Origin of the sequence: Flectobacillus sp. BAB-3569 (assembly GCF_002270355.1) — a bacterium.
Lineage (GTDB): Bacteria > Bacteroidota > Bacteroidia > Cytophagales > Spirosomataceae > Flectobacillus > Flectobacillus roseus.
This window is the reverse complement of record NZ_NJFZ01000002.1, coordinates 68,076-93,821: the sequence shown is the minus strand read 5'-3', so window position 1 is coordinate 93,821 and position 25,746 is coordinate 68,076. Positions and strand designations below refer to the sequence as shown.

The following is a 25,746-nucleotide window of genomic DNA, read 5'->3' as shown; positions in this document are numbered from 1 at the left end:
GATATTCAGTCACGCTTGTCGTTGGCGGGTATCAAAGCGGAGGTTTCGAAAGATGCTCAGTTTGAGTTACAGGTGCTTGAAAAAGACGTTAATAGCGCATCGAAATTGATTGAGTACTTTATGTCTCAAAACTAATATCCTGAAAGCCTAAGCAACACTGTTGCTTGGGCTTTTATTTTTAAATTTTACCTACACCTTTTATCCCTGTCTTTTTCCACACAACACAAATTACTAGAGATACCTTAGCTCTATTTTATTTTTGAATGATTAATTCCAAGAACGTCGCTTACTCAATAGTTTAAACAAAAGCGTGTAACAATTCGTATAAAAATTAACTTTGCAGTTCTTGACTTAAAAAGGTTTTCAGAGATTTTTAATTTTACCTTACTCTGAAGTTGACCGCTAATACAAAACAAAACCAAAACGTAATAACACATTTTCAAAGAATTACTTGTAAGGTATTTCTTTAACATCTTTTAAAAGTATGCTAGGATTCCTCAAAAATGTATTTGCGACCATTGTTGGTCTTTTTCTCTTCTTCCTTTTTGGCTTTTTTATTTTGATAGGCATCGCAGCCGCTATTGGTGGTAGCGAGGACAAAACAGCCTTGAAAGAGAACACTGTCTTAAAATTAGATCTTAATCATCCCATTGTTGAAAATGTAGCAGAGGATGAAAATCCTTTGAAGAACTTAGGTGGTCCTTTTGCCGATAATAGCGACGAAATCGGTTTGGTACAAATTCGTGAAGCCCTTAAGCGTGCGGCTGTCGATACACATATCAAAGGGATTTCGCTCCAAGCACATTATCCAATGGGTGGATATGCTCAGTTACAAGAAATTAGAGATGCTTTATTGGCCTTCAAAAAATCAGGGAAGTTTATCTATGCTTACGGAGAGTCTTTTACTGAAAAAGGCTATTACCTTACTTCGGTGGCAGACAAAATCTTCTTGAATCCTGCAGGTGGTTTAGATTTTAATGGTATAAGCGCCGAGATTTCCTTTTTTAAAGGTACACTAGATAAACTAGATATCAAGCCAGTCGTATTTCGTGTTGGACAATTCAAATCGGCGGTTGAGCCTTTTATTCGTGAAAATATGAGCGAAGAAAATCGTGCGCAATACAACGAGTTGCTTGGCTCTATCAATAACCAAATCATGTCTCAAATTGCTACGTCGAGAGGAATTAGTGCTGAGGCATTGAAAAAAGTAGCAGATGAACTAACGGCTTACGAACCTAAAGGTGCATTGCAGTCTAAGCTAGTGACTAATGTTGGCTACTTGGATGAATTTGAAACAGCCTTGAAAAAGAAGTTGAATATCGATGCCGACGACAAATTGACTTATGTTGGTTTAGGTAAATTCATGAAAGCTGAATCTGCCATTCCTTTCAATGATTCTGACAACCGTATTGCCGTAATCGTGTCGGAAGGTACGATTGAAGGAGCAAAAGCAAGTTCGGGTAATATCGGTTCAGATGATTTTATAGCCGAATTGCGCAAAGCACGTGACGATAAAAAAGTAAAAGCGATTGTATTGCGTATTGATAGCCCAGGTGGTTCTTCATTGGCTTCGGATGTGATGTGGCATGAAGTGCAGTTAGCCAAAAAAGTAAAACCTGTCGTGGCATCTATGGGTGACTATGCCGCATCTGGTGGATATTACATGGCTATGGGCGCTGATACTATCGTGGCATTGCCAACTACGATTACGGGTTCAATCGGTATTTTTGCACAGTTCTTTAATTTTGAAAACTTCTTTAAAAATAAATTAGGAATCACTCACGATCGTGTGAATACCAATGCCCATTCAGATTTTCCTACGGTAACAAGAGAGTTGACTGATTTTGAGAAAAACTGGTTCCAAGCTCGTGTAAATGCAGGGTATGAAACCTTTACTTCAAAAGCTGCTCAAGGTCGTCATATGAATATCGACAAATTGAAATCTTTGGCAGGGGGGCGTGTTTGGACAGGCGAACAGGCCAAGGCAAATGGTTTGGTGGACGTTTTGGGAGACTTAAACAAGGCTATCGAAATTGCTGCCAAAATGGCTAAAGTGAAAACAGATGATTACAAAGTAAGATATTATCCAACACCAAAATCATTCTTTGAAGAACTCATGGATAAGAAAGAAGATGAAATGGAAGCTAAATTCTTGAAAGCACAATTTGGTGAAATGGCATCTTATGTAAAACAGGTTCAGAAAGTTAAGACACAAGAAGGCTATTTGGCTTTGATGCCTTTTGCAATTGAATTCAAATAGTTATTTTGCTAAATATGATACACAAAAGGGCTTCTCGTTTGGTGGAACGGGAAGTCCTTTTTAATTTTGGTATTGTGTAACACGATTGCGATGTGTCGCAGCGTATCAATTTGCAAACAATATGGATATGATTAGAAATAACTGGACAAGAGAAGAGATTGAAGAAATCTATAACCTTCCTTTTTTAGACTTAGTATATCGTGCAGCTACTGTACACCGTCAACACCACGACCCACAAGAAGTACAGGTAAGTACACTGTTGTCAATCAAAACTGGTGGTTGTCCAGAAGATTGTTCGTACTGCTCGCAAGCGGCTCGCTACCACACGAACGTAAAAGTTCAGAAATTGATGGAAGTTGAGGAGGTTATGGCTGCTGCTGAACGTGCACAAGATGCAGGTAGCTCTCGCTTCTGTATGGGTGCGGCTTGGCGTGAAGTACGTGACAACCGCGATTTCGACAAAGTGTTAGAAATGGTGAAAGGCGTAAATGCTTTGGGTATGGAAGTATGCTGTACCTTGGGTATGTTGTCAGAAGAACAAGCTCAAAAGTTGAAAGATGCAGGCTTGTATGCCTACAACCACAACGTAGATACTTCAGAAGAACACTATGATGATATTATTTCTACTAGAACTTACGACGATCGTTTGAATACGCTAGAAAACGTGCGTAAAGCAAATCTTTCCGTTTGTTCGGGTGGTATCATTGGTTTAGGCGAATCGTCTAAAGACCGTGTTGGTATGCTTCAGACATTGGCTAACTTACCAAAACATCCAGATTCAGTACCTATCAACAACCTTGTGCCAGTTGCTGGTACACCACTCGAAGGACAAGAGCCTGCTTCGGTTTGGGATATGGTTCGTACAATCGCAACGGCTCGTATTATCATGCCAAAATCAATGGTTCGCTTGTCGGCTGGTCGTTTGGAACTTTCTTACGAAGGGCAAGCTTTCTGTTTCATGGCTGGTGCTAACTCAGTTTTCTCTGGAGACGTGTTGTTGACAACGCCAAACCCTAATGTGAATTCGGATAAAGAGTTATTCCAAATCTTGAGTATCAAGCCTCGCAAAGCATTCAAAGATGAGAAAAAAGCTCCAGTTGAATTCCAAGTAACTCCAACAGCAGGAAAAGCTTTGGGTATTGAAGAAGTTGTAATTTCTTAATATTGATAATGAGTAAAAAAACTTCGGAATAGCCTTGTGCTATTGTAAAGTCCATATTTACTCAAAATCAAGATTGAAATAAACTTAGTAATGAATAGGACTTTTTAAGGAAAGTCCTATTTTTTTGCCGTTTAATCAACTATCTATGCATTTGCCCGTGACCTCGCAGTTATATAGTTGTCTACATTGAAAATTTTCCGTTTACATACTGCTGTGATTATTCAGCAATCTCATTCAAAACACAATTCAAACATCATGAAAAAAATTGCTTTTTTAATTCTATTCTTAGCCTCTTTTGCTGTTCTTTATTCATGTAATACCATTCCTGATGTGGTAGCACCTGGCCCAAACAATGAACTACCTGCGGCTACAGGTAAATTGGATGTAAGCTTTACCGACCCAACACTCAATGCTAATCCAGAAGTATTGGCAGGCTCGGGCGATAACGTAACCGTAACGCTATTAATCAAAAAATCACCAGATGGTGGCAAGCCTCGTGTGGCACGTGTATATGTAGCCGACAAAGCTAACTATCGTGGTACTACCGACCAACCTTTATTTGAGGTAAAATTGAAAAATGTAGACGAACAAACACAAACGTTTGAATATACCGTTTCGGCGAGTACTGGTGTAAACTATATTCATTTTGATGTACAAGATAATAGTGGTGCAATTTCTCGTAAAACCCTTAAAATTTCTATTGGAGCAGAAGAACAAATTGCTTCTTGGAATAATATCGAGCTCGGTGCACAAAGCAATGATTTAGGCTCACGTTTTGCTTCTTCAACAGGCGTTGTGTACAAAGTGTGTGACATTGATTCAAATATCAAATTTGTGGATATTACCTATGCTTCGACTCGTACGGCTGACGAACCTCAATTTTTATCAAATCCAGAAAGAGTTTTACAAGGATATTCGACAACTGTACCAGCATCAAATACTGATTGTGGAGGCTCTTCGACAGCGGGTGGCAATGCTACTTATTTCCAAGAAGCTCCTGTAGGAATCGACTTCGATGCAGCAAATAACACTACTTTACAAGCTTTAAGTATTTCTTCAACCAAACAATCAGTTTTGGTAAAAGAAGGTAAAATTTACGCTTACTCAAAAGGCTCAGGAACCAAAGTGAAGAAAGGTTTGATTCGTGTAAAATCTATTACCAAAGGCACAGCGGCTTACGCCCAAGGAAAAGTAGTTTTTGACGTAAAAATTCAAAAATAGAACTGTCTGCTTTAAGCAATAGAAGTTCATTGGCTATTAATCAAAAAAGGGTTCGGAAAATATTTTCCGAACCCTTTTTTTGTAAAAACTTGGAGAATAAAACGCTCTTTCTTAAGTAAGTGAACAGAATTAGATTTTTAGGCAACAAGCACAAGGCAAAGAGTGTTAAATGGTATTTCAGTAACCATAGATACCTTTTTGCCGAATGCCCAAAGCTGAAAGCTGTAAGCTCAAAAATTAAATTTTATTTTGAGAGCTAACTTACGATTTACGAGAACGGTTTTCGTAAGACTTACCGTATTTACGCTTCATTTCGGCTTTATGGTCTCTTCTTACGTTTACCTTTTTATTTTTATCAGATTTTTCGTGATAAGCACCGTTGTCAGAGACATCTGGTAGTTTGGTAATAAACTTCATTTTTGCCTTTGGTATTTCTTCTTCTAGTAATTTTTCTGAAATTACTAGCCCTTCTGGCGTATCTAAGATAGGAAGTTCTGTATTCATCAAAGCCTCAACCTGCTTCAAGTATTCAACCTCATTTTTGGTAACAAAAGAAATCGCAATCCCTTTTTTGTCATAACGACCCGTACGTCCGATGCGGTGAATATAGTTTTCAGGCATATCTGGCATATCAAAGTTGATTACGTGCGTAACTTCATCAATATCCAAACCTCTAGCAATAATATCTGTGGCAATCAATACTTGGCAATAGCCCAACTCAAATAAGCCAACGCTATTGAAACGGTGGTTTTGATTCTTGTTTGAGTGAATGACATCTACCTTGTGTTGAAGGGTTTTTTCCAATTGTTCATACAAAGTATCTGCTAACTTTTTGGTGGCCACAAATACCAATACCTTCGTCATGCTTTCGTCATTTTTTAACAAAAGATTCAACAAATTCACTTTCGTGTAAAAGTTCTGAACAAAGTAATAAGACTGTGTAATATTCTGATGTGGCGTGCCAACTACTTCTGTTTCAATACGAACAGGGGAGTTAAAGAACGTTTCGACCAAGGTTTCAACATCTTTGGTAAGCGTAGCCGAGAAAAGCAAGTTTTGACGTTTTGAAGGTAATTTGTCAAAAATTACTGTCAATTGAGCACGGAAACCCAAGTTAAGCATTTCATCAAACTCATCAATAATCAAACGTTTTACGTTTTTAGGATTAATGGTTCCATTCATCAAAAAGTCTACCAAACGCCCTGGTGTTGCTACCAAGATATCTACTCCTTGAAGTAATTCTGCCGTTTGTGGTTTGGTATTTACCCCACCAAAAATCCCTACAGTACGCACCGTCATATAAGTGGTGAGCGCTTTTACAGATTCCATCACTTGCACAACCAACTCACGAGTAGGCACCAAAATGATAATCTGAGGGTGTTTTTCTTTGGAGAATTGATAAAGTCGTAAAGTAGGTAACAAATAAGCGTAGGTCTTTCCCGTACCTGTTTGGGCAATGCCACAAACGTCTCTTCCCGACATCACTACCGAGAAAACCTGCTCTTGAATGGGAGTGGGTTCTGTGAGCCCTAGATCATTGAGGGCATTTAATAAGAACGTATTGATATTTAACTCTTCGAATGTCATGGTTGTAAAAGTCGATAGCTCGACCTTGGCCGAGCTATGAAGTACTAATTTTTACAAAGTTACAATATATCTTTGGTAAAAAGCTATTCTGAGTGAAGATTATTTCTTGGAAATAGTCTAAAAATGTAATTGCTATTGTTTTGATTTTCAGTTAACTAGTTTTTAGTTTAGTTTGAAAAATTACAGAATAGATACCGCTTGTTGGCGTTGACATATTGCGTCTTTACGGACTTCAATATTACTAAATATCCTTCGTCATCTTAAAATGAGGTATTTCACCAAAAAGCAAATACGAATCTGCAATAATGGTATAACCAATGGCTTTGTAGAAAGCAACCGCATTTTGACGGGCATCTAGCACAATCTGCGTCATGCCTTGTTGACGAGCTGCCTCTTCGAGATAAGCCATCAAAAGTTTACCAACTCCCTTGCCTTGGGCTTCGTTGGATACAGCCACACAACGCACTTGTCCTTCGGTCGGGCTATTTTTTTGCAAACGAGCCACGCCCAAAATTTGCCCATTTTCAGTATCTATAGCCATAGCATGAGTAGCCTCATCTTCGTCCTTGAGCACTTCGCTGCCTTTGGGCTGTCCCCATGGTTCACGTAAGATTTTAAAACGTAAATCATAATATTTCTCCCACTGTTCTGCACTCTGTGGCACATTTATTTCAATCATAGTTGATGAATGTTTATGGAAAACTTAAATTTAATTTGTCTGTTTTAGGCAATAGGCAAAAGTTTCAAAATGCTTTTTTATAACCATAGATATATTTTTGCCGAATACCCAGAGCTGGACGCCTAATAGTTTAACTTTATTGTTTGTATTTCAGCGATAAGCCTTTAACTTCAAATAATTTATCAAAAAGACGATTTTAAACCTCTGATTACTGGAAAAAATTGAAGTTCCTAGTTCAAGACTTAGTCTTGGACTTATTTTTTAAACAGTTTAAAACTGTTTATTCGTCTCCATTATCTTTGAAAAACACATACAATATACCAAAATCTCTATGAAAAAACACCTGACAGTTCTATGTCTTATCCTATCATTTTCTCAGATTGGACTGGCTCAATTACTTCACAAGACTTCGAAAGAAAGTCATTATCGGCTGGTTTATGCGCTCAATAGCTTGCAAATCAAGAATATCACACTCAATGGCTTGGGTACAGTAGATTCATCTTATTTCAACAATTGTGTAGATACCATTGCTCTGGATGAATCTTTTAAGAAATCAGGAAACTACCTCATTGCCTCACTTGACCACGATCGACTGAGATTAGAGCTCCTAGAAAATCACCCTTTTAAGCTACAAATACTCAACAATCAATCTGATTTTAATGTGGTATTGATTGGGGATAATAATCGTTTTGTTAATAACGCGCAGGTATTTTTGGAAGGTAAAAAAGTGAAATTTTCAACTGAAAAAGGGCTTTATCAGCTCCCCAAAAGACATAATAAAGGATTGTTACAAATTGATTATAAAGGTGAAAGTTATTATGAAATCATAACAACAAACTATCCTTCTTATGCCCAAAAACTTAAAAATCGTATAGTTTACTCTTTTCCTTTAAAATACCTTACTACTCCACTTGTCAATTGGATAAAGTATCATAATTCTCCCACTTTTGTTCGAAACATCAAGGCAATGTTTCGTGAGGGGTTTCGTGACTATTTTGAGGAGAAAAAAGAGCAAAAGTTAGAACGAAAATATGAAGAGTGGCAACAAAACTCGGTAGTGTTTCTGAACAAACCCAAATACCTACCCAAAGATACTGTTCGCTTTAAGGTGGTGTTGATGGATAAAAAAGGGCGCTATCTGGATAAGCCTTTTTTGGACGTAAAAATCGGGGGGTATTCAAAAAAGGTTATTGATAAGCTTAAGCCCTATAGCAAAGGCTTGTTTGAAGGATACTTTGTATTGGTGGATAGTCTCAAGCTTAAGCTAAACCAAAGGCAATATTTACGATTTATGGATGATGAAGATGAGTTAGCTTCAACATCCTTTCAATTTGCAGATTATGCTCTTAATGCTGAGTTATTTGAGATAAAGATTGATGAAAATACTTATTATCAAAGCGATACGATTCAATTGGCTCTTTCGGCTTTTGATGAAAATGGTATCGCCATAAGTGACGCCCACTATAGCTTAAAAGTTCAGACGCAACACATTTCTAAAATAGATACCCAACAGATATTTGTCCCTACCTTGTATTGGACAAAATCGGGAAATATGCCCTCTTCTGGCAAAGAAACTATCACTTTTCCTGATTCTTTGAAGAAAAACTTTTCTGGAAGTTTTCAAATCATAGTCGATTTTACTACTGCAGATAATAAGGTATTTTCCAAAACAGCCTATTTAAACTATTATTCTCGTAAAAGGACTCCTGAAGAGCTTCGCAGTAAACAACAAAGGCAAGCAGCAATACCTTTTAGTGTTACGGCCTCAAGAAATATAGACTCTTTACAAGTAACTATTCAAAACCCTGAGCATAAGCCATATTGGTACGCTTTGTACTACAAAAATCGAAAGCTGGAAGAACGCTTCGACACAACATCTAAAAGTATTTCTTTTCATGCTAAAAGAAAAAGGGATTACTCTATTGCTTATCACTATCTCGCAAATGATAAAGTCAAAACAGCCAGTGATGTTTTCAGGTTCTCAGACAAATTACTCCAACTTGACATAGATGCACCTTCTGTGATTTCACCTGGGCAAGAGGTGGATATGACTGTTTCGGTTAAAGATGCTTTTGACAAGCCACAACCTAATGTTGACCTTACCGCCTTTGCTTTTACCAATAAGTTTAAGGAGTCATCGGATACCTATTTGAAGAATTATAGCAAAATTTATAAAGCTCGGAAAGTCTTTAATGAGTTTATAGGAAATCATGAAAAACTGGTTAATCATATTCAACCTATTCACAAAACAGATTGGCTGGAGCATTTTGCTGTGAAAGATAGCTTGTTTTACCAATTTTTATTTCCCCAAAATGGCTTGTTTACAGCTACTATTCCTGTCGAAAACCGAACGGAGTTTGCACCATATATCATAGAAAATGGAGAATACCAAGACATCAAGTATTTGGTAGTTGACCACGTTCCCGTGTATTTAGGTTTAGCTGCGCAGTCACAGAGATATAGCTTTCAGACAGACAACCAGCCTCACAACCTTTTGCTTCGTACCTCAACCAAAAGTATTGAGCTAAGCAATGTGGTCTTTAAACCCAATCATAAAACGATTTTAGGAATAGACCCTACTAAAGGTCATCCAAATATAGAAGTTACGCCTTTGAGTTCGATGGCCACGCCACCTGAGCTAGCTATGCTGAATGATTTGTTGATGCCAATCAGAAAAACGGTTTCATTGCCTAAAAATAGCTATATCAAACAAAAAGAAAGAGTATTTTATATTGATAAGAGACAACCTGAGGAACAAATCATAGGTCCCGTATTTGAAACCCAAGTTGACTTTTTAGCACCTAACATTTCTTCACTAGAGTTCAAATTTGAAAAAGGATATCGCTATGAAGTATTAGCTCCTATTATCAAAATGAAACCAAATGAAAGTTATACAAGCTATAATTTTAACTCTTCTGAAAATATTAATCAAGCTCAAGACGTACCTACTCATATAGATTTTGACGAAGTGGCATGGACCGAAGAAGAAATTTTATTGACAGACAAAATAGAGAAGGAAAAAGAGGCTAAACCTGTAGCTCAATACAAAGTTCCCTCCACAACGACTGAAAATCATACGAAGCTAAACCTCTTATACAAAGCGTTTAGAGAAAATCGATATCTCAAACATATTATTCTTTTCAAAGATAACGAACCCAATTTTATTCGTGTTTATCCTGCAAGCACATCGGTGATGCATGAGCTAGAACAGTGTGAATATACACTTTACTTACTTTGGAATAATAATGATTTTTCTGAAATACCCGTACGAAAACTGCACTTAGGAGGTCTGAACGCTATACTTATCTCAGATAACGATATTCAAAAATCTAACGAGAAATCAGAGAAAATGAATGGTCTGGTATTACAAAGTTTATACGGATTTGAAACCAATAAGCTTAACCAACTAAAACAGATATATCAATTAGAGACACCCATTAATTACAGATTTGACACAGAAGAACATTCAATTTTTGGAACCATAACAGATTCAGAAAACCAACCTATCCCAGGCGTTTCGATTAATATAAAAGGTACTACAAAAGGTGTAATGACAGATCAGCATGGCCAGTATCGATTGGTATGTCCTCGTAACTCGGTTTTAGTGGTGACTGCCATTGGTTATAGTTCTACCGAATATATTGTCAAAAATGCTATTTTGAATAATATTACTCTTCTCGAGAGTGAAACACACCTAGATGAGGTTGTTGTAGTGGGGTATGGCGCTCAGTTAAAACAATCACTCACGGGTAGAGTGCCGGGAGTAGCTATCCGAGGTACTTCAAGTCTTAAATTTTTACCTCCTGAAATTAAAGCTGATGAAGAGGTACAAGCCCCTCAGCCTGTTTATGTACTCAACGGCAAACTCGTTAATGAATATGATGATCGAGAATATGAGGTATCCGAAGTATTAAAAGGACAAACGGCTACGGCTTTGTATGGCTCACGTGCCCAAGGAGGCGTATATGTATTACAGAAAAAAGGTGCAGTAGAAGCAACACCAGCCATTCGTAAAAACTTTAAGGATGATGCTTTTTGGCAACCTAAACTAACCACTGACCAACAAGGAAAGGCTCATTTTAAAGTAACGTTTCCCGATGACCTTACCACTTGGAATACACATATAGCTGCCACAAGTGCCAATCGACAAACAGGTATGATGCAGACTGTCATTAAAAGTTTTAGGGCGGTTTCAGCCAATCTTACTGTACCTAGATTTTTGGTAGAGGGTGATTCCGTGCAGGTTTATGGAAAAGTAAAAAACTATAGGACGGACTCTTTGAAAGTTAAAACGCAGTTTAAACAAAAAGAAGTAGCCCTCAAGTCAAGCGAAATAAGTGTACTAGGTTCAAAAATGGACTCGGTATTTGTAAAGGCATCTACCAAAGATACCCTTGCATTATATTTTGGTATCAAAACCCAAACCAATATCCAAGATGCGGAGGAACGCAAAGTTCCCGTATATGCACAAGGAACGATTGAAACCACAGGAACTTTCAAGGTATTGGAAAAGGACTCTAGTTTGACTTATAATACCAAACAATCTAGCCTGAAGATTTCGGCTTTGGCAACTTCATTGGAAGTGTATGAGCAAGAAATAAAGCATTTGCATAATTACCAATACTATTGTAATGAACAACTGGCTTCGAAGCTCAAAGCTTATTTGCTTCAACAACGCATAGACTTACAAAAAGGAAAGGCTTTTAGTTATGACAAAGATGTGAGGAAGATTGTTTCTCAGCTGTTAAGCAATGTCAATACTGAGCAAAAATGGGGTTGGTGGGGTATTGCACCAACGTCTTCATGGATTTCTGAGCACGTAGTAGAAACACTTTATCAGGCACAAAAACAAGGTTTTGATGTCAAATTTGACTTTAAGTTATATGCACAAAAAGAATTATATCAAGTAGATAACAAGTCTATTTCTGAAAAATTAAAGAATCTTCTTTTACTCAGAAAACTTGACACCTTGCTGAAAGTAAATGCTTTTTTACCTAAATACGACTCTGTAAAAATACTGACCGATAAAATTAACTACAAACTGCTATTACTTTCACAAGGTCAAAAAGTAGACTTGGCGGATATTTTCAAAGAAGAAAAAACGACTATTTTAGGCGGTATTTATTATGGAATCAGAGAGGTTTTTGTTTACGAAAATGAATTTTTGAATACCTTAAAAGTATATCAAATACTCAAACAAGTAGGCGGATTCGAAAGCAAACTCAATAAGATTCGCCAGTATTTTTATGAGGTACGAAACAACACAGGCTACTGGCGTAATACGTATGAGAGTGCTTTGGTACTTGATATATTGGGCAAAGATGTAAAAGTGGATGGTTCGGTTTCAAAGCCAAGTTTACAAATAGAAATAGATGGAAAAACGACTGTAGAAACTACTTTTCCATACCAAAAAGAGATGCTGGTAAAAGATAAAGTCAAAGTGAAGAGTTTGTCGTCGGCACCAGTATTTGTAAGTGTATTTGAGCAAAAACAAAATACTCATCCCCAAAAGGTTGAATCTGATTTTGTAGTAAATACCTATTTTGAAGGGAATAAAACCAAACTAAAAACGGCTCAAAAAACCAAGTTGATTGTGGAGGTAGAAGTAAAGAAAGATGCCGATTATGTCATGCTCGAAGTGCCTATTCCTGCAGGTTGTATTTATACTAAAGAAGTGCAAAATTATTGGTTTAACAACAGCTATTATACTGAGCAATATAAGAATAAACAGAACTATTATTTTACCAAAATCTATGCAGGAAAATATCGCTATGAAATAGAGTTAACCAGCACTTTTGCAGGCAAATTTAGTCTGAATCCTGCCAAAATAGAGCTTATGTATTTCCCTGTATTTTTTGGAAGAGAGGGGGAGAAGAGCGTGGTTATTGAGTGATTGGTGATTGAGTGCATGAGTGATTACCTTAGGTTAAAAGAAATCACTCATGCCCAATAACTGAACAACATTGAATTTACTAGTTCAAGACTTTGTCTTGGACTCATTTTTTAACAGTTTGAAACTGTTTTACAAAGTTCATTGAAAAAGCACAAACACCTGAATGACACTTTCTCGTTTTGTCCAGTAATCAGCACTCATGCCTTTAAACAGCCTAAAGCCATCTTAGTTATTATCCACTCTCGCTTCAATTACACTTTGAATATCTTTTGGTACGTCTGAAAGGAAATCAAAACCTGTGAGTTTTTCCAAGGCATCTACCGATACACGATGGTCACGCCAATTAGTAGCACCAGCTTGGTTGGTATTTGGAATATTCACTGCAATTACACGAGTATCCGTGCCAATTCGATACAAATCGTTTTGACCTACAGGTAGTACTACAATGATTTTCCAGACTGATTTGGGTACTACAATGGTATTTTTATTTCCGATGGTTTGTGCCTCACCATTTGAACCAGAGCCACCTTGTCCATAAGGCCCTGCAATGACATATAATTCATAACCTTGCTCTACGAGTCTGCGTCCATATTCTTCTAAGTTTTTCCAAACACCACGATTATTATCTGGTGCTTGAGGCATCATATTGGTCATCAAAAACGTTTCTTGATTTTCTTCTACACTTCCATCTCTATCATCTGACGGACAAATATGTCCTCTATCAAACCCCGAATCTGTATAATCTCTGGTATTGACAGCCGACCAACCTTGTGGAAGGGAACTGTCTGGTCTGAAATCATTTTGTCTTTGAGCGTCGCCTTTCCATGCTGCACTTACATGCCAACTAACCCAATTGGCTGTTGCTTTCGATTTGTTGTAAGATAAGGCATATGAGTTTTTCAACATCAAGAAATTATTCGAATAGCTGGTATTGCTGATGGCATTGCTTGGGTTGCCCAGCAACAAATTGTTGTCCTTTGTCGCTACATTATTTGGCGTTGGTTTAGGATTAGGTTTTGGACTCGGATTGGGCGTTGGGGTAGGAGTAGGTGATGGGTTGGGAGTAGGAGTAACGCTACCCGAATAAGCTGAAACGCTTACGTCATCGATATTTAATCTTCCACTTGTTCCATCCACCTTTACTATTTCAAATCTGGTTGGAATAGTAGTGTTTACTGTAAAAGTAAAGTCTTTGAGGAATTTATCAGCGAGTGTAATAGTGTTACCAATTTTGTTCCAAGTATTTCCTCGGTTGGTTGAAATACGAACTTCAAAAGCAGCAGTTTTGTCCGACTGATAAAGACCAGCTTTGAGCTTAATTTGGTAAATACCTGATGTCAAGTCTGTATCAAAACGAACCAAACCATCCTCTTTGATACGAATCGCTTTTGCTCCATTTTTGACGTCATTATCAGTACTGCCCATCATGGCATTTTCAAAATACCAGTCACCAGAGTTGGTAGTAATGGTTGCAGTTTCGTATTTGTTTTTACTTACTTGGTCAAAGTTTTCTGGAAAATTACTAACCACCTTAACTACATTAGTGGTCTTGTTGGTATTGGTATTTGTGTTGGTATTCGTATTGTTTGGTGTGTAAACACTCACACATGAATAGAACAACCACGAACTAGCAATGAAAATGGTTAGGTTTTTAAACAATGATTGAAAGTGTGTTTTCATAGGAAATAACAATTAAATGGATTTGGGGTGAAAGAGTTTGACATAAAAAAACCTCATCAAACATATTAGTTTAATGAGGCTTTTGTGAATTTATTGTGTGAAATTATTTTGCGTAATTTACAGCACGCATTTCACGAATTACAGTGACCTTGATTTGACCAGGGTACTGCATTTCTTTTTCGATTTTTTGAGAAATATCGTAAGACAACATGCTTGCTTTTTCATCCGATACATTTTCAGAATCCACTAATACACGTAGTTCACGACCAGCTTGGATGGCATAGCATTTTTGAACACCGTTGAAGCTTGTTGCCAATTCTTCAAGTTCTTTCAAACGACGCATATAAGATTCCATCATTTCACGACGAGCACCTGGGCGAGAACCAGAGATAGCATCACATACCTGAACGATTGGAGAAATCATAGATGTCATTTCAATTTCATCGTGGTGAGCACCAATAGCGTTGCAAACTTCTACGTTCTCTTTATATTTTTCAGCCAATTGCATACCCAAAATTGCGTGTGGCAATTCGGCTTCTTCTGGCCATACTTTACCAATATCGTGTAACAAACCTGCACGTTTCGCCAACTTCGCATTTAAGCCTAACTCAGCTGCCATGGTAGCACAAAGTTTGGCTACTTCACGTGAGTGTTGCAATAAGTTCTGACCATAAGAAGAACGGAAACGCATACGACCAACCATCTTGATTAGTTCTGGATGCAAACCGTGGATACCCAAATCAATCACAGTACGCTCACCGATTTCGATGATTTCTTCCTCAATATTTTTCTTGGTTTTAGCTACAACTTCTTCAATACGAGCTGGGTGAATACGACCATCTTGTACCAAACGGTGTAATGACAAACGAGCAATTTCACGACGAACAGGATCAAAGCCTGAAATGATAATCGCTTCTGGAGTATCGTCTACAATAAACTCAACACCTGTAGCCGATTCTAATGCACGAATATTACGACCTTCACGACCAATGATTTTACCTTTAACATCGTCAGATTCGATATTGAATACCGATACACAGTTCTCGATAGCATTTTCGGCAGCAGTACGTTGAATCGTTTCGATAACCACCTTTTTCGCTTCTTTAGTAGCGGTTAACTTCGCTTCTTCAATGGTATTTTTGATAATAGAAGAGGCTTTAGTTTCAGCTTCTCCACGTAAAGCATCAATCAATTGTTGACGAGCTTCATCGGCAGAAAGACCAGCGATTTTCTCTAATTGAGCTACTTGTGAAGCCAACATTTTTTCAGCTTCATCACGCTTACGATCTGCTTCTTCCAACTTACGCTTCAAGTTCTCATCTTTTGCGTTCAACGATTGACGTTGACTACTCAATTCAGATTCGAGGCGTTTAGTTTGCTCCATTGATTGTTGGATGCTACGCTCTTTTTCTTTAAGTTTTTGCTCGTTTTGAATAAGGATTTGTTTCTTTTTGTTAGAGTCATCTTCAAACTCAGCTCTCAACTTAAGGAACTTCTCTTTTGCTTCGAGGATACGATCTTTTTTAATATTTTCAGCTTGAGACTCAGCATTTTTTACAATATCTGAAGCTTTGGCGATAGCTTCATCTTCGATTTTTTGTGTATTTTTTGCAAAAATCACTTTGCCAAGAAATATACCTGCCACAAGAGAAACTACAGCAGCAATGATTGGAGTTAACATTTTAGAATACCGTTTTAGAATCGCTTTCTTAGAGGATCAAGCTCAGTAACGAGCATTAATCAATAGTTAAATAACGATTGTGGAAAAAAATACTAAAACAGGCAAATTACCGAAGATGGGGAATATCAAAGCTGAAGATTAGTCAATATCCATGAAATAGGGATATTAAAATACAATATATCTTGATTCCCTGACTGTAAAGCAAGGTAATGTATCAAAATATTCTAATTAAATAATCTATCTTGATGTTTTGGCTTAAGGATACTTTTTGAAATATTAGGTATGTAAAAGCAAAAACATTTAGTGCACACGAATATACTTTAAGACTTTACTTTAAAATGGAATCAACAAGGGTATCCATTTCTGACATTTTGGTCATTACAGTTTTTTGGAGATCAGAGTGCTTATTGTCAAACTTTAGATTGTCGATGGCGTAATCTAATGCCACAAAAGCGAGTAGTTCGTATGATTCAGAGAGACCAACTTTTTCTCTCACAAAATCCATTCTTTCATTAATCAACTTTGCCGCCTTGCGAACGTACTCTTCCTCCTCTCGTCCTACCATTAGGTTGAACTCCTTAAGACCTACATTGATATTGCAAGGGATTTTATCTGCCATTGGTTTAGGATTTTTAATGACTTATACCGTCTCGGCTTTGTCTGAGCTATAAAATTGATATATGCTATATCCAGTTACCTAGAGATTTTTAAACGCTTAGTTGACTAATACACTTATCTATTTCCAAAATATATTCGTCGATTTTTTCCTTCAATTCGGCAGGGTCACCTGCGTTTTTGAGATTGTTCGCTACAATCTTAGTAAATTTATCTGAATTTTTAAAGTTTTTAGACTGTTCGTTTAATTTTTTCTGTAATTCCAAATGATCTCTTTCCATCTCGATTATCTTCTTTTTGAGTAATTCTTTTTCCTTTTGCGACTCTTTCAACTGATCCTTGAGTTCAGTGTAGGCCATAACCAATTTCCTTAGCTTTACTTCTAAGGAATCAATAATGGTTCTTATCTGAAATTCGGTCATGTGCAAAATGGATTTTGAATAAAGTAAGAATTACTGTGTTAATCGGGTTGTATGAAGAAAATAGTCTTATGTATTACAAAAAACTAAAACTAATACAAATTTCTTAATTTTCTCTTAAATAATTGAGCAATTATCAGCCTTTTTTTATTGAATGGTTTTTCTTTGGGTTGAATGCCCAAAATTTCTAGGTAAAATTACCATTTTAACTCAATTTAAAGCGTTTTTGCCATCTTTCAGGAAGTACAGTTTTACGCTCCACAACAATTACTCCAATTGTATATAAAATCAATAACAAGGCGTGATAGGGGATAGAAATCCAAAGGTTTGCGATTGGTATTGATAATGTAAAATAAATTAGCGCCCCCGCACTGACAATATACCCAACTGCCGATTTGATTCTATATGGAACAGGGTAATACTTTTGTCCCCAATAATAACATAGCAGAGTCATCGTAAAGCATGAAATCAAAAAAGCCCATGCACATCCCATGTATCCAAGTTTGGGAATTAGAACAATGTTTAAAATCACCGTGACTGCCAAACCTATAAAAGTAATAATCGTGCCAAAATAGGTCTTGTTATTTAACTTAAACCAAACAGAAATATTGTAATACACGCCTAAGAATAAATTTGCCAAAAGTAATAAAGGCACAACTGAAACGCCCTCTTGATAGATAGCCTTGCGGAGGAATAACTTTTTGAGCCAGTCAAGGTTGAGACAAACGCCCAACCATATAAAAATGCAAACGATGGTAAACCATTTGGTAGCTTCAGCCAAAGTTTCAGTAGAGTTTTTATCTTTATTTTTTGATAAGAAAAAAGGCTCGGCTGCATATCTGAAGGCTTGTGTCGACAAAGCCATGAAAATAGAAAGTTTATAAGCATTGCCATAAATTCCTAAGGCTTGTCGAGAGGTACGGCCTGGATAAAAGTTTTCTGGTAAAAATTGCTCCAACAAAATTCTATCAAAAACCTGATTGACCATTCCTGCCAAGCCCATAATCATAATAGGGTAAGCATATACCAAAAGTTCTTTGAAAAGTGGCCACTCAAACTCAAATTTGTAATCAAAGATTTCTTTTCTTAATAACCAGATATATGCCATATTGGCCAAAAGGTTGGCAATAATGATATAGCCTGCACCAATCGAAGGAATATATAGCATTTGAGCTAGAGGCTGTAAAAATGTTAGATAGTCTCCCTCTGAGATTTTTTTCAGACCTAATAAGAAAAATATGTTTAGCCCAACATTGAGTAGGATGTTGATAATCTTGGCAGTAACAAATTTTTTGGTAGCTTTTTCTAAACGTAAACGAGCAAACGGAATGGCGGTAATTGAGTCAATCCAAATAAGTACAGCCAAACAAATCAGGTCTAATTCTCGATGTGGATAGCCTAAACTTGAGATGATTGAGGACGAAAACAGAATTAATACTCCTGAAAAAATGGTGCTGGTAACCAATAAAGCTGTTTGTATGAGATTGTAGTAACGAGTCTTGTCTTCGGCGGCAAAGCGAAAGAAGGCCGTTTCCATGCCATAAGTGTAAAGAATATTGGCTACTGCCACATAACTGTATAGCTTGACATTGATCCCTAAATCTTCAGGTAAAAATGCTGCTGTATGAATAAATACTAACAGGAAATTGAGCGAACGCCCCAAAATGGTAGAAATTCCATAAGATGCGGTTTCGCCCGCCAATTTTTTTAAAACTGACATATCAGAGAGAGTTCAGTGTATTTTTTATCAATGGGGCAAAGTTACAGAGAGTTGATGATTTATTGTTGGTTCGCCGTAAGACTTCTTTTATCTTTGACACAAATCGGCTCGTTAATTTCGAGCTGTCACCCTAGTTTGTTGACTTATAGGAATCATTTTATTTATACTAAAAAACAAAATTATGAGGAAAAGCCTCTTGTTATTAGGTTTGATGTTAGCTTTATCAAGTACGATAAAGCTTCAGGCGCAAGCTGTTAGTTATTACCCTTGGAATAATATCCTTTCGGTATCGAGCAATGCTACCAAAAGGTTGTGGGTAGACTGTCGTTTTCAATTAAATTCCTTCTCATCATCATTGAATACTGAACCTGCATTGATGTTGAATGTCGCAAAGGCAGGGAAAGCTAATTTTTATGTTGGAGGTGGCGTGAATTTTGGATTTGTTGGCGCTATTGTTAATAAGGATGATTTGATAAAAGGATACTTTGGTTCTGTTGGTACTCGTATTTATCCTTTAGAAAAACTTCCTCAATTGAGTGTTAATTACGAAATATCACCTTACATCAATAACATTCAAGGTACAAGTGGCATTATTCGTTCTTGGTTGGGAGTAGGATACCAATTTGGAAAAGTAAAGTAGTGCTAATATCTAATAAGAAAAAGGGGGACGAAAATTGTTTTTCGCCCCCCTTTTTAATATTGTAATGCTAGCTCAGATTATTACCGTTGTTTTACCTCAAATTTGAGTGTATCGGCATTAACTCCTGTAAACACACCTAGCCCATTTGTAATACTCGTAGGAGGGGTGCTGATGTTTTGTGAGGTTGAGCCAGAGCTGCGATACAAAGCAGCATAATCAGGGTTTACATGCATCAATATCACATTGTGCATACCAAAGTATTGAAACTCGTTGGGGTTTACACTTGTGGATGTTCCTTGAACGGGTTGACTTCTAAAACGTCGTGTAAACATAGTAGAGTCGGCATCATCGGCCAAAATATAAATGGGTGTTGGGTCTGTTTCGATATTGTCGACCACTACAAAATAATAATCGCTCGTGGTGTTGTCCCAAGTCACCTGAATGTTGGTTCCACCCATGCCACCCATAGGTCTACCGCCACTACTCAAATCAATTTGTGATAAATAAATCGAACTTTGGTCAAGGGCATAATTTTCGGGTTTGGTCGGAATGATTGTCGTTGCCGAAATGGTTTTTCCATTATAGACAAAACTCATGCTATAACTCACGCCAACCTTGAGTTTTACCGTTGTATCTGACCGATAGTCGCCATTTCCCAAAGATTCAAGGGTATAAGTTTTTCCATCCCCAGTGACAGAAATCTTCAAACCATCTATTGGTTCTTCTGAACTGATACTTTGGTCACTATAAGGGATTTCTTTTTTGACGTGCATACTAATGTATTTACCCGCCACAAGATAAGCTTCTATTACTGCATTGTCGGTAACTTCGACAGAACCTTCATTACTACAGCTCGATAAAAAAGCACCCAGCAAAAGGGCTATTACGAAATAATATATTTTCATGATATGTAAATGCTTTTACGGATTATTTCAATTTATAAGTAAAGGTGATGTTTGGCGTAAAGCCCAAGTAATTCACATTGGTCACAGACAAATACTTTTCGTTGGTATCGCTGTCGGTAATGGTTTGGAATTTTTTGTACCAAACATTTTGGCGACCATATAAATTATAAATAGATAGCCCAATACTGCCGTGTTTGAAGTTGTAAGTGGCTGCCACATCCATGCGGTGTGAGTCTGGCAAACGATTGGCATTGGTCGACGAAGGACTTGTGTAATCTTTTTCGGTGCCATCCAATAACTTGATGATATAGCCACCCGTAATAGAGGTATATGGCATACCAGAGGCATATATCCATGTAAGTGAAAAATCCCAGTGCCCCATTTTGTACATATTGACACTTTTGAATTCATTACGAACGTCGTAATTTGAAGGAAATGGCGTTGCCGAAAACTGTGCAATGCTTTTTTCTGACTTGGCTAAAGTGTAGCCTACCCAACCTGTGTAATCCCCAAACTTTTTCTGAATCAAAAAGTCAATCCCTCTCACTTTTCCTGTACCTGTAAAGAAAGTTTCGCTAGCAGATAAACCTCTGCCTACCGTTGGCACAAAGCGCAGAGTGTAACGGGTATCGTTGTCGATGTCTTTGTAATAGGCTTCTACGTCAAATACATAATCGTCTATTTCGTAGCTAGCACCAATAATATAGTGCTTAGAGGAAGTTACGGGTAAGTAGCTGTCATTGGCCAACAACCAGAAACTACGGCTACCATTAGTGATATCCTCACGCTCCACTTGTTTGGCAAACTGATAGTATTGCCCCAAAGCACCTTTCAGCATGAGTTTTTTGGTTAAAGAAAAAGTCGCAGAAAGTCGAGGTTCTAAATAGTTCTTTTTGGTTACATCGTAATAAGTGGTTCTTAAACTTGGTTTCAATACCAATTTGCTATCACCAAATTTGATTTGGTCTTGGAGATAGGCCGAAATCAAATTTCCTCTGTCATTTTTGCCAAGAATCACCGTGGTATCATTTTGACTATATGTATAATCTATTTGCAAATGACTAGCCTGAACTCCCATTTCTATCAATTGGTGTGCAGATAGACGGTATTCAAAATCTGATTTAAAAGAAATATCTTTCAAGTCATTGTTTTCCAAAGAACCAAATTTGACATTTTGGGTAGTGCCGTCGGTACGGGTAATGGTATTTTGATTGGTGTTATCTCTTTTACTGTAATAGTTTGAAAAACTAAAGAGGGTATTGGTATAAAAACGCTCAGTCCACTGGCGTGACCATTTCAAACTTGAACCTGTATTGCCCCAATTTGAGACATCGGTATTGGCAAAACCTCCTCCACGACCGCCACCAAATGGAAGTGAAAGGTTCTGTGAGTTATCCAAAAAGTCTTCACCATTATAAAAACTCAGTGTAATATTATCTCGTTGGGTTGGACGGTAGGTTACTTTACCATTGAGGTCATAAAAATAAGAAGACACCGTTTGACCAGACTGGAATCTACGAGCGAATCCGCCTGTAAAGCCTGCATTGTTGCTACTATTTGCCGCTTGTTGGGCTTTAAACGTATTGAAGATTTTGTTGTAAATTGGTCCAGCCCAAGAGTGGCGAGCTGCTACTACGAAAGTCATCTTTTTGGTAATAGGGCCTTCCGCCAAAATATTGGCACTCAACAAACCGACATCAGCGGTGGCGTTAAACTCTTTTTGGTTACCGTCTTTACTGGTTATATCAACCACACTGGATACACGACCACCATATTTCGCCTCAAAACCTCCTTTGAACAAACGTACATCTTTGATAGCATTGGAGTTGAAGGCACTAAAAAAGCCATAAAGGTGGTCGACATAGTACACCGTAAAACCATCGTACAATACAAGATTTTGGTCTGGCGTACCACCACGTACATATAAGCCCGAGGACGATTGGTTGGCAGCACTAATTCCTGGCATTAACTGAAAACCTCGGAAAATATCCTTTTCACCGACATTGGGAAGTTTTGCAATATTTTTAGGAGTCATCATGAACATACCAACGGTTTCGTTTACCTTCATGATTTCGGTTTTTTCACCTGTAACTTTTACTTCATCTAATTCCTCGTTGGCGGGAACTAGCTCGATTCTTAAATTACTCGTAGGGGTTTGAGGATTTAGGTAATAGGTCAATGTTCTATAACCTATGTAGCTAATTACCAAAGCACTGGTATCGCTAGGAATTTTTTGGATGGTAAAAAGCCCATCCACGTTGGTCTGTACACCAGTTTTTCTACCTTTTACAGTAACCGTGGTAAAAGCTAGTGATTCGCCAGTGAGCGCATCTACGATTTTTCCAGAAATACTAAAGTTTGTTTTTTCTGATTTGCCTTTGTACTGTTGCTCAGTAATGGCTTTGGCTACCGTAACTTTTTGAGATTTTGGTACGATATGAAGCACACTGTTTTCGTCGACATATATTTTTAAATCTGTATTTTTCAGCGCATTGCTGAATCCAACTTCTGCCTTGATTTTCTGAAACCAGTAGCTAATGCGGTATTTGCTCAGAAGGGTAGGGTCTGCATCTATTTTTAGCCCTGTTTTTTTAGTTAAATCCTGACAAATTTCAGAAAGCAGCGCATTATTATAGAATTCATCGGCAATGGTAATTCCTGTCGTATTGACCGAAATGGGTGTTTGTTGACCCCACGCTTGAAAAGACCATTGAATGCAAATCAATGCGAATAGTAATAGTATTTTTCTCATGCTTGATAGTGTAACGAATAAGACTGGTTAAACTTTTATGATGCAGTATTTGCATTTTCCCAATATCAGGGACTAAAGAAGAACCGTTAAACGTTGCCATTTCAATATAAGAAATCGCTCTATCGCATAGGTTTGTAGATGGAAGTGGGAATTTCGGCGATATTGTTATTAGAGGCACAAAGTGACAGAGTGGCAAAGGCACAGAGGGCGTTTTTGTACGAAGAGGATAAGTAGAACTTCAGTAATAAAAAAGCCTTGAAGAAATCTAAAATTTCTTCAAGGCTGACAGCTCAAAGCTAAAAGCCGAGAGCTATTATGCTAGCTTTGCCCAATTCTTTTGAAGAATTCTTCAGAATAGTGCTCACTTACAGGTATTTGCATATTGCCTATTTTGATTTTGAGATTACGAATAGACTCAATTTTAGGCATGGCAACGATATATGACTTATGAATACGGAAGAAATGTTCCGTCGGAAGCTTCTCTTCAATAGCCTTCATGGTCATGCGAGTCACGATGGGCTTGGTAGAGCCTTCCAAATGAATTTTGATATAATCCTTTAGCCCCTCGATGTAGGTAACATCTGAGATTTTGACCTTAACCAAAGAATAGTCGGCATTGACAAAGATAGAATCTGTTTCATACACCAATCCTTTTTCTTTTTCCTCAACTTCTGCAACCTGAGCGCTTTTTAATTTCAGGTTATGTAAATCATAAGCTTTGTTTACCGCTTTTAGGAACCTATCAAAAGAAACAGGTTTAAGTAGATAGTCTACCACATCCAAATCAAAGCCCTCTAATGCGTATTGCTGATAAGCCGTAATAAAAATGACCATAGGCGGCTCTTTGACACTTTGTAAGAATTGAACTCCCGTAATTCCAGGCATTTGAATATCCAAGAAAACTAGGTCAATCGACTCATTTTGAAGTGTTTCAATAGCATCAAAAGCATTTTTACAACGTTTTACTAAGTTTAGAAAGGGAACTTTGTTGATATTATCTTCCAGTAAATCTAGGGCTAGGCTCTCGTCATCCACCGCTAGACAGTTTAGTTTTATCATATTTTTGAGAAGTATTTGAAAATCAAAAAGCAACTAATAGGCTATTGGGCAAAATTACATTGATTTTACCCGAATAAGGCTATAAGCGTTATACCATTGACCAAAAGTTGAGCCTTATTTCTGTTGAACCAATACCAACTTTTAGCCTAATGCATACTGCTAATTGCCTATTGCATTAAGACTGTTAGTTACCGAAAAGAGTTGCCTTAGGCTATGCGAAAGTATGAAAAGTACGGCAGTTTATTAACCTTGTGTGACCTAGACACAATAGATTTATAGCCTAACAACAGCTAGATTAGGCTAAAATACAAGAATTGTCCGACTTATACCTGAATGTGTAGACGAACGTCATACCAATGACTGTCCTGTGTGATGATGAGTTGGTGTTGTTCTGGATATAATAATGCTAAACGGCGTTTTACATTACTGAGACCTATACCTGAAGCGTGGTCTTTGGCTTCTGGTTTTGGATTGATTTTATTTTTTACCGAAAATACCAAGCCTTTATCATCTACCTCCATAGCAATATGAATTTCTGGGCTAAGAATCATACCAATACCATGTTTGAAGGCATTTTCAACAAATGGAATAATGAGCATCGGTTCGAGCAAAATCGTAGTTTCTTTGTGTGGTTTATGAAAAGAAACAGCCACATCGTCACCAAAGCGAATCATTTGTAAATCGATATAGCTTTGCAAATACTGTACTTCTTTACTCAATAAAACCTTGGTACCTTCCGATTCGTACAGCATATAACGCATAAGCTCAGAAAGTTTGATTACCACAGGTTCGACCATATCAGGCTTGCGTCTTGATAAAGAGACAATGCTGTTGAGTACATTGAACATAAAATGTGGACTTATCTGCGAACGCAAGAACGAAAGCTCAGACTTAAGCCTTTCGTTTTCTTGTTCTTTACGGACTTCTTCTTTATGAATATTATCGGCCATAATGCGGTAGCTGGTGCTAATTGCCAAGACAAACAATGTTTGGAATATAGTACCCAAACGAGGGAATCTTGTTGCATTTGGTCCAAATAATAATACCTTTCCTAAGCCATTCAAGTAAAAAAGTGTTGTCATTGCCACAATGAGTGCAATGATATACAACCACACATTATTGCGTTTTGTCCAAATTTTTGGAATCAAAATCTGCGAATTAAGATAGAAGAAAGGGATATTAAGCATACTCAGCAACGTAAAATACAAAGTGGCATTTGCGTTGGGAGGAGGCAGGTTAGGATTAATTTTGGGAGGATCTGGAGTCGTTCCTCTTAATAAATAAGGCAATGATAAGAAGCAGATCCACCCAATAATGTGGAAAAGCACTTGTTGTTTGTTGATATTTTTGATAGAAATAGTCACACTTCGTTTTTTTTACAAACATAAGTACTTTACACTTCCCTCCCAAAAGAGAAGTGTAAAGTATTGTATTTCAACGACGAAAATGTTTTTTTCGAGACAACAAAAGGAT

The 25,746-nt window shown here is 37.4% G+C and carries 16 protein-coding genes; 5 read left to right on the top strand and 11 right to left on the bottom strand.

The genetic code is table 11. The features are described from left to right. Positions 1-484: 484 nt before the first annotated feature. The 3 genes from sppA to BWI92_RS00775 all read left to right on the top strand — a co-directional run bounded on the left by sppA (position 485) and on the right by BWI92_RS00775 (position 4,643). On the top strand, positions 485-2,260 hold the full coding sequence (gene sppA, locus BWI92_RS00785) for a signal peptide peptidase SppA (RefSeq protein ID WP_095160219.1): 1,776 nt from the start codon (positions 485-487) through the stop codon (positions 2,258-2,260). A gap of 121 nt (positions 2,261-2,381) precedes the next feature. Further along, entirely contained in the window at positions 2,382-3,422 is a 1,041-nt protein-coding gene (gene bioB, locus BWI92_RS00780) for a biotin synthase BioB (RefSeq protein WP_095160218.1), read from the top strand. A 255-nt stretch (positions 3,423-3,677) separates the two neighbouring features. Next, a complete protein-coding gene (locus tag BWI92_RS00775) occupies positions 3,678-4,643 on the top strand; it encodes a hypothetical protein (RefSeq protein WP_095160217.1) in 966 nt (321 codons plus the stop codon). 261 nt (positions 4,644-4,904) lie between these two features. Here BWI92_RS00775 and BWI92_RS00770 read toward each other — a convergent pair whose 3' ends face one another. Both BWI92_RS00770 and BWI92_RS00765 read right to left on the bottom strand, forming a co-directional pair. Then, positions 4,905-6,230 carry a DEAD/DEAH box helicase gene (locus BWI92_RS00770; protein ID WP_095160216.1) on the bottom strand — a complete coding sequence of 442 codons (1,326 nt, stop codon included), beginning with the start codon at positions 6,228-6,230 and terminating at the stop codon, positions 4,905-4,907. Positions 6,231-6,471: 241 nt separating this feature from the next. Further along, positions 6,472-6,909, bottom strand: a complete 438-nt coding sequence (locus BWI92_RS00765) for a GNAT family N-acetyltransferase (RefSeq protein WP_095160215.1) — start codon at positions 6,907-6,909, stop codon at positions 6,472-6,474. A gap of 331 nt (positions 6,910-7,240) precedes the next feature. Here BWI92_RS00765 and BWI92_RS00760 point away from each other — a divergent pair, with 331 nt between their 5' ends. Further along, entirely contained in the window at positions 7,241-12,802 is a 5,562-nt protein-coding gene (locus tag BWI92_RS00760) for an alpha-2-macroglobulin family protein (protein WP_095160214.1), read from the top strand. A gap of 225 nt (positions 12,803-13,027) precedes the next feature. Here the strand turns inward: BWI92_RS00760 and BWI92_RS27150 are convergent, their stop codons facing one another. From BWI92_RS27150 to BWI92_RS00735, 5 genes are all read right to left on the bottom strand, one after another. Continuing rightward, entirely contained in the window at positions 13,028-14,482 is a 1,455-nt protein-coding gene (locus BWI92_RS27150; RefSeq protein WP_095160213.1) for a DNA/RNA non-specific endonuclease, read from the bottom strand. Between the two features lie 103 nt (positions 14,483-14,585). Next, positions 14,586-16,163, bottom strand: a complete 1,578-nt coding sequence (rny, locus tag BWI92_RS00750) for a ribonuclease Y (protein ID WP_095160212.1) — start codon at positions 16,161-16,163, stop codon at positions 14,586-14,588. A 328-nt stretch (positions 16,164-16,491) separates the two neighbouring features. After that, positions 16,492-16,782, bottom strand: coding sequence for a cell division protein ZapA (locus BWI92_RS00745; RefSeq protein ID WP_095160211.1), 291 nt, complete (start codon positions 16,780-16,782; stop codon positions 16,492-16,494). A gap of 88 nt (positions 16,783-16,870) precedes the next feature. Next, entirely contained in the window at positions 16,871-17,200 is a 330-nt protein-coding gene (locus BWI92_RS00740; RefSeq protein WP_095160210.1) for a hypothetical protein, read from the bottom strand. Between the two features lie 202 nt (positions 17,201-17,402). Further along, positions 17,403-18,917 (bottom strand): oligosaccharide flippase family protein, encoded by a 1,515-nt coding sequence (locus BWI92_RS00735; RefSeq protein ID WP_095160209.1) that lies wholly within the window; start codon positions 18,915-18,917, stop codon positions 17,403-17,405. Between the two features lie 181 nt (positions 18,918-19,098). Here BWI92_RS00735 and BWI92_RS00730 point away from each other — a divergent pair, with 181 nt between their 5' ends. Continuing rightward, positions 19,099-19,557, top strand: a complete 459-nt coding sequence (locus BWI92_RS00730) for a hypothetical protein (RefSeq protein WP_095160208.1) — start codon at positions 19,099-19,101, stop codon at positions 19,555-19,557. An 80-nt stretch (positions 19,558-19,637) separates the two neighbouring features. Here BWI92_RS00730 and BWI92_RS00725 read toward each other — a convergent pair whose 3' ends face one another. The 4 genes from BWI92_RS00725 to BWI92_RS00710 all read right to left on the bottom strand — a co-directional run bounded on the left by BWI92_RS00725 (position 19,638) and on the right by BWI92_RS00710 (position 25,637). After that, the gene (locus tag BWI92_RS00725; RefSeq protein ID WP_095160207.1) at positions 19,638-20,462 is read right to left on the bottom strand and encodes a DUF4249 family protein; all 825 of its coding nucleotides are present in this window, start codon (positions 20,460-20,462) and stop codon (positions 19,638-19,640) included. A 22-nt stretch (positions 20,463-20,484) separates the two neighbouring features. Continuing rightward, a complete protein-coding gene (locus BWI92_RS00720; protein WP_095160206.1) occupies positions 20,485-23,214 on the bottom strand; it encodes a TonB-dependent receptor in 2,730 nt (909 codons plus the stop codon). A gap of 318 nt (positions 23,215-23,532) precedes the next feature. Further along, positions 23,533-24,273 carry a LytTR family DNA-binding domain-containing protein gene (locus BWI92_RS00715; RefSeq protein ID WP_095160205.1) on the bottom strand — a complete coding sequence of 247 codons (741 nt, stop codon included), beginning with the start codon at positions 24,271-24,273 and terminating at the stop codon, positions 23,533-23,535. 323 nt (positions 24,274-24,596) lie between these two features. Then, the gene (locus tag BWI92_RS00710) at positions 24,597-25,637 is read right to left on the bottom strand and encodes a sensor histidine kinase (RefSeq protein WP_095160204.1); all 1,041 of its coding nucleotides are present in this window, start codon (positions 25,635-25,637) and stop codon (positions 24,597-24,599) included. Between the last annotated feature and the right edge of the window lie 109 nt (positions 25,638-25,746).